This is a genomic window from Mesorhizobium sp. B2-4-6 (assembly GCF_006442775.1).
Classification (GTDB): Bacteria; Pseudomonadota; Alphaproteobacteria; order Rhizobiales; family Rhizobiaceae; genus Mesorhizobium.
Genome location: NZ_VFVI01000030.1, coordinates 1 through 6536 on the forward strand (window position 1 = coordinate 1; position 6536 = coordinate 6536).

Annotated in this window: 6 protein-coding genes; all 6 read right to left on the bottom strand. The window is 65.3% G+C overall.

Annotated elements, in window-relative coordinates; all coding sequences use genetic code 11:
• Positions 1–250: 250 nt before the first annotated feature.
• Positions 251–964 carry an ABC transporter ATP-binding protein gene (locus FJ957_RS31525; RefSeq protein WP_140837509.1) on the bottom strand — a complete coding sequence of 238 codons (714 nt, stop codon included), beginning with the start codon at positions 962–964 and terminating at the stop codon, positions 251–253.
• On the bottom strand, positions 957–1685 hold the full coding sequence (locus FJ957_RS31530) for an ABC transporter ATP-binding protein (protein ID WP_140837512.1): 729 nt from the start codon (positions 1683–1685) through the stop codon (positions 957–959). Before FJ957_RS31530 ends, FJ957_RS31525 begins: the two co-directional genes overlap by 8 nt.
• The gene (locus FJ957_RS31535; protein ID WP_140837514.1) at positions 1682–2644 is read right to left on the bottom strand and encodes a branched-chain amino acid ABC transporter permease; all 963 of its coding nucleotides are present in this window, start codon (positions 2642–2644) and stop codon (positions 1682–1684) included. Before FJ957_RS31535 ends, FJ957_RS31530 begins: the two co-directional genes overlap by 4 nt.
• Positions 2641–3522 carry a branched-chain amino acid ABC transporter permease gene (locus FJ957_RS31540; RefSeq protein WP_140837516.1) on the bottom strand — a complete coding sequence of 294 codons (882 nt, stop codon included), beginning with the start codon at positions 3520–3522 and terminating at the stop codon, positions 2641–2643. The genes FJ957_RS31535 and FJ957_RS31540 overlap by 4 nt, the downstream gene beginning before the upstream one ends.
• A 214-nt stretch (positions 3523–3736) precedes the next feature.
• On the bottom strand, positions 3737–5041 hold the full coding sequence (locus tag FJ957_RS31550; protein WP_140837518.1) for an ABC transporter substrate-binding protein: 1305 nt from the start codon (positions 5039–5041) through the stop codon (positions 3737–3739).
• 156 nt (positions 5042–5197) lie between these two features.
• Positions 5198–6536, bottom strand: a 1339-nt coding sequence (locus FJ957_RS31555) for a hypothetical protein (protein ID WP_140837520.1), incomplete at its 5' end; no start/stop codon positions are given.

Here is a 6536-nt window from a genome sequence, read left to right on the forward strand (position 1 = left end):
CAGCCATCGCATCAAGAAATGCGCCTGGAACGACGACTATCTCATCAATGCGATCACTCATATGCGATAGCCCTGCCGTGAACGGGGAGAAGGGAGCTGACATCGCCGATTTCGCCAATTTCGACGTTGCAGAGCAGGTGCGAGGCCGCGGCCAACTTCTTTCTCCCCGTTCACGGGGAGAAATGCCCGAGAGGGCAATGAGGGGCGGCGCTACGGTCGGAAAACCTTGGCAGGGCAGCGAATTCGCCGCTTATCCCACCGCTACATATCGCCGAACCGCCGACGGATCCGCCCGCAATGCCTCGACATCGACCGTCTCGCGGTTGCGGCCGTTCTCGATGAATGAGACGCGGTCGGCGACCGAGAGCACCGCGTCGACGCGCTGCTCGACCAGGATTGTCGAGACGCCAAGATCGCGCAGCTTCGCCACCGTCTCGCGGATCTTGGCGATCATCGACGGCATCAGCCCTTCGGTCGGCTCGTCGAGCAAAAGCACCTGCGGTTCGAGGCAGAGCGCCCGGGCCATCGCCAGCATCTGCTGCTCGCCGCCGGAGAGCGTGCCGGAGCGCTGCCTCAGCCGCTCCCTGAGCAACGGGAAGAGATCGAGCACACTCTCGCGGGTTTGCTTGCCCTTGCCGCGCGCCATCAGGCCGATCTCGATGTTTTCCGCCACCGTCATCTCGGCGAACAATCGCCTACCCTGCGGCACATAGGCGACGCCGGCCTTCGGCACGTCATGCGCGGCGAGCCCGGTCAATTCCTTGCCGTCCAGTTTGATCGAGCCGCCGGCCGCCGGGACCAGGCCCATGATCGCCTTCAGCGTCGTCGTCTTGCCGGCGCCGTTGCGGCCGAACAGGCAAAGCACCTCACCCTTGTTGAGAGCGAGATCGAGGCCGTAGAGCACCTGCACCTCGCCATAGAAGCAGTCGAGGCCGGAAATGGTGAGCAATCCCGTGTCAGCCATGGGTCGCTCCGAGATAGGCGTCCTGGACCTCGGCGTTGGCGCGGATCTGCTCCGGCGTGCCTTCGGCGAGGATCTTTCCCGAATTGAAGACGGTGATGCGGTCGGCAAGCTGCATGACGACCGGCATGTTGTGCTCGATCAGAAGCACCGTTGCGTCCTTGGCGATCTCGCGCACCAGCGTGATGAAATTGTCGATCTCGGCGTCGGCCAGGCCTTGCGTCGGCTCGTCGAGGATGAGCAGGCGCGGCTTCAGCGCCAGGCCCATCGCGACTTCGAGCAGACGCTGGTGGCCATAGGAAAGCTGTCCGGCCGGCGTGCCGGCGCGGTCGGCCAGGCCGGTGCGTTCAAGCGCCGCCATCACGCCCGTCCTGACCTGCCCCTTCGTGCGGCCGTCCGTCAGCGTGCGCTGCACCGGCAGCGCGACATTGTCGAAGGCGGTGAGGTTGGCGAAGACGCTGGTGATCTGGAAGGTATAGGCGACGCCGAGGCGAACCCGCTTGTAAGCCGGCATGGCGGTGATGTCGGCGCCGTCGAAGACGACCATGCCGGAGGATGGCCGGATGCGGCCCGAGAGCAGGCTGACGAAGGTGGTCTTGCCGGCGCCGTTGGGTCCGATGATGGCGCGGATCTCGCCCGGCATCAGCGCGAAGTCGACGCCATCGACGGCGCGAAGACCGCCGAAGTTGCGCGACAGGCCCTTGGCGGTGAGCAGCGGCATCACGGCAGCCACCCCAGCCAGCGCTCGCGGATACTGCCCATAATGCCCTTCGGAGCAAACAGGACGAGCAGAATGAGCGCCACGCCGACGATCAGGAGATAGGCGGAGGTGAAACCGCTGGTGATGTCGGTGACGTAATACATGAACAGCGTGCCGATGAGCGGGCCGAGCGCGGTCGCGGCACCTCCCAGCAGCACCCAGAGCAGCGGCAGGATCGAATATTGAACGCCGGCGAAGCTCGATCCGACATAGCCGAACAGCAGCGCATACGCGGCGCCCGACGCCGCGCAGATGGCGCCGGAGGTCACGACGGCGGCGAGCTTGTTGGCGACCGTGTCGTAGCCAAGCATCTTTGTCCGCTCCTCGTTCTCGCGGATGGCGACCAGCACGCGGCCGAAGCGGGAGCGGACGATGGCAAGGGTGATGAGCAGCACGACCGCGAACAGCGCCAGCGCGCTCATATAACGAACGGTCGGATCGGTCAGGTCGAGCGAGGCGTCGCCGATCGCGATCACCCGCGATGCCTGCTGGATGACAAGGCCCTGGTCGCCGCCGGTCCAGGCGGCGAAATAGAGGATGAGCAGGTAGAAGACCTGGGCGAACATCATGGTGACGATCATGAAGGCGACGCCCGAGGTGCGCAGCGCCAGCAGGCCGATGACCAGAGCGAGCAGCGCGCCGCAAACGATCCCGGCAACGAAGGCTTCGGGCACGCCCCAGCCGAGATGATGGACCGTCAAGCCCGCGCCGTAGAGGCCGGCCGAGAAGAACATGGCGTGGCCGAGGCTGAGCAGGCCGACATAGCCGAAGAGCAGATTGTAGCCCATGGCGAAGACGGCCAGCGCCATGATGCGGGCGAACAGGCCCTGGTGATAGTCCGGCAGGACGAAGTTCAGCGCGAACAGAAGCGCGATGACGCCGATATGCAGGGTGTAGGCCTTTGCCGGCGAAGCATCCCTCATCGCGGCGTGGTCCCGAACAGGCCCTGCGGCCGGAACACCAGCACCATGGCGACCACCAGTGTGGCGATGATCTTGGCGAGCGTCGGCGAGAAGAACATCGAGATGATGCCGTCGGAAAGGCCGATCAGGACGGCGGCGACCACGGTGCCGCGCAGGGAGCCCAGGCCGCCGATGATGACGACGATGAAGGAAAGCAGCAGCGGGTCCTGCCCCATCAGGTAATGCGCCTGGCTGATCGGCACGATCAGCACCGCGGCGATCGCCGCCAGCATGGCGCCGACGGCAAAGACGCCGGCATAGACGCGTTCGACCGGAATGCCGAAGGCCTGCGCCGTCTCGCGGTCATACTGCGTGGCGCGCATGATCAGGCCGATTTTCGTGCGCGTCAGCACCAGCCAGGTGATCACCAGCAGAATGGCGGAAGCGGCGACGACCGACAGCTTGTAGCCGGAATAGCCGAACCACGGCAAAAGGATGCGGTAGCTGAAGGGCGGCTCGACGGGCCGGGCCTCGGGGCCATAGAAGGTCAACGCCAGCTGCTGGATGATGTAGAGCATGCCGATGGTAGCGACGATGGTGGCTTCCGGATTGTAGTTCAGCCGGCGCAGCACCAGGCGTTCGGCGACGAGCGCAACCAGCCCGACCAGCACGGGCGCGATCACCAGCGCGGCCACGAAACCGATCGCCGGGTGGCCCGAGATCGCCGTCGAGACCGCCCAGGCCAGCACCGCGCCCAGCATGAAGAACTCGCCATGGGCGACGTTGACGACGCGCATGACGCCGAATACCAGCGAAAGGCCGAGCGCCGTCAGCGCCAATACGGCGGAGGTGACGAGGCCTTCGAGGGCGGCGAGGAGGAGATGGGGTCCGAAGTGCATTTGCTAAGCACCAACGGATGCGCGAGGCACCCCCCTCTGCCCTGCCGGGCATCTCCCCCTCAAGGGGGGAGATCGGACATCGCCACAGATTTCGCCAATCGCTAACGCTGACAAACAATTGCCGTCGCCAAAGCTGCCAATCTCCCCCCTTGAGGGGGAGATTGGCGGCAGGCCAGAGAGGGGGGCCTGGGCGCTCACGCTGGCCGGAATGGGCCTAAAGCGCCTGCGTCGTGTAATCCCCTTCGGGCTCGTAGAGGCCGTCCTCGATCTTGGTCTTGTGCACGACCTTGAGCTTGCCGCCTTCGACCTTGGAGATGTTCTGGATGCCGAAGCACTGATGGATCTTGCCGTTGAAGGTCTTTGCCCCTTGCGGATGCTCAGGCCCCTCTGCGAATTCCTTCAGGGCCTCGGTCGCCTCGACCAGCTTGGCGCGGTCTTCCGGCCCCTTGTAGCCGGCATCCTCCATCGCCTTCTTGACGACATAAAGCGTTTCCCAGCAGCCGAACATGTGGGCGGCGGTGGAGACGTCCTTGGGGTCGCCGACGGCGGCGCCATTGTCGTCGATGCCGACGGCGGCGCGGTAGGCTTTCTGCGCGGCCGAGTCATCGGCCTGGGCGTAGCGCGGCGAGCCTTCCCAGAAATGGCTGCCGTCGAGGAATTCGAGGCCGGGGCTGTTGATGTCGACGGCTTCGAGCGAATCGATGAAGCCGAAGAGCTGCGGCCGCTGCGAACCGTAGAACTCGCCGAGTTCCTTGACGAAGGTAAGCACGGCCGGCCCGACCATGACATGGTAGATCACCTCGGTCTCGGCCGGGATCTGCGGGAAGTATTTCGTGAAGGAGCTCTCCGTCGGCGGGATGGCGATCTGCGCGATCACGTCGGCGCCCTGCGCCTTCAACGCCGGCGGCAGGTAGTCGCGATGGTCGTAGCCGAAGGCGAAGTCGGGGAAGATCTGCGTCACCTTCTTGCCGGCATTGGCGGCGATCCACGGCGCCATCGACTGGATCTGGCTCTTCACGTCGGTGATGCCGGGCTGGAAGACGTAGCGGTTGAGCTTGGTGGAGGCCACGTGATGGCCTTCACTGACCACGAAATAGGGGATCTTGTTTTCCCCGGCGGCGGGCGCGGAGCCGATCACGACATGCGAGAACAAGGTGCCGAAGACGATGTCGGTCTTGTGCTGCTTGGCGAACTTGGCCACCACCTCGGCGCCGCGGGCGGGATCGGTGCCGTCATCCTCGATGACCAGCTCGACCTGGCGGCCGCCGATGCCGCCGGCGTCGTTGATCGCCTTAACGGCGGCGGCGCTGGTCTTCTCGTACCAGCGGCCATAGGCGGCGCCGATGCCGGTGCGGTGCGACTGGAAGCCTATTCTGATCGGCGCCGAGCTCTGCGCCTGGCTGTAGCGGACGAAGCCAGGCGCCAGTGCCAGGCCGGCGCCGGCGGCTATCCCCTTCAGCGCGGTGCGGCGCGACAGCGTCGTCTTGGAGAGGTCGAAAAATCCGTTCTTGTCAGCCATGTCCGTTCCCCTGTTTTTTCAGTCCTGACCAGCGATAAGGCGGCTAAACCACCCCCTTCCGGAGGATGGGAAAATTGCATGTGTACAAACTAAATCACCAAAGCTTTGGCCTGGCAAGCGAGCTTTACCCCGCGGCATCGGAGCGCGCTCCTTGTGTCATCCGGCGGTCGGCGTGGCAAGCAACCACAGGCCGAAGATCGTGTAGGCGATCATCATTAGGGTGAGCGGCAGCTGGCTGAGCGCGGCACGCGACGGCTGCGGGTGGAGACGCCAGGCAAGGCCATGCGCGACGAGCACGGCCAGCACATGGCCAGCGATGATGACGCCTGCCTGCAGATTCCACAGCCACCAGGCCGACTGAGCGCCGGCGACGACGCCTGCCTCGACCATCATGTCGGCGGTGCCGAACAGATTCCAGCCGAGCGCGAAGGGATCGGAGAGAGCGACCAGGGCGTACTGGCCGTCAACCAGCAGCACGGTGAGGTAATGCGCGATGTGGTAGGCAAGTGCGATCGGCACGATCGACCAGACCAGCAGGCCGGCGGCTTTTCCGAACGACTGCGCGTCGCCGGCGAGGCGTTGGCCGAGAAAGACGGCCAGCGCGAACGCCGCCGCAAGCAGGATGAACGTCAGGACGAGGCCGTAGCTGCCGATGCCGATCAACGCGGTGCGGCCGGGAAATTCCAGCGGGTTGATGCCGAACCGAGCGAGCCAGAAGAAGGTTTTCGACAGGCCGTCAAAGGATACCGAGGACAGGGCCAGCAGGAGAAAGGCGGTGCCACTCAGTGGCAGCGGCTCAGCCGCGAGCAGCTTGGCGCCGGGCCAGCAGAGCGAGAGCCGGCCTTCGTCATGCTCGAAAGGTGCGAAGCGGGCGACCATGGAGAAGAAGACGGTCAGGAATTCGCCCCGCCTGCTCCAGGTGCCGTAGCCGAAGATGAGCATAGCGGCGAAGCTGGCCAGCCAGTAGAGGCCGGCGGCCAAGGCAAGGCGAGCCGGATCGTCGGGCGCGGGATCGATCAGCTCGAACCAGGCGAAGGCAAAGAACAGCACGAAGGCCGGCCAGTAGCCGAGCCATGACGGCAGGCCTGACTGCTTTGCATCGCCCGCATGAATGCCGAGGACACGAGAGGCGACGCGCCACGGCCCGTACCACGGGTTGAGCCATGACCAGAGGTTGCCGACTATGCCCTGCAGTAGCGTGAAACCGGCCCAAAGCAGCGTCCAGACCACCAGCGGCAGCGGGTTGGAGAGCGGGTCGCGGCTGCCGAAAAGGCCGGCGGCGATGAGAAGCGCGAAGCCGGCGAATGAAATCAGGCTGACGATGGTGCGAGGGTGGTCGCCGAAGGTGAGGAGCGACAGGCGCTTGCGCCAGAAATTGTCGAGGGCGGCGGGCGGCAGCAATGCCAGGACGAGGAAGCTGACGGCCACCGCCAGCGCGCCGCCGGCGAGGTAGTAGCCGGTGGGCAGAAGCAGGACGTGGCCACGGTCGGAAGCG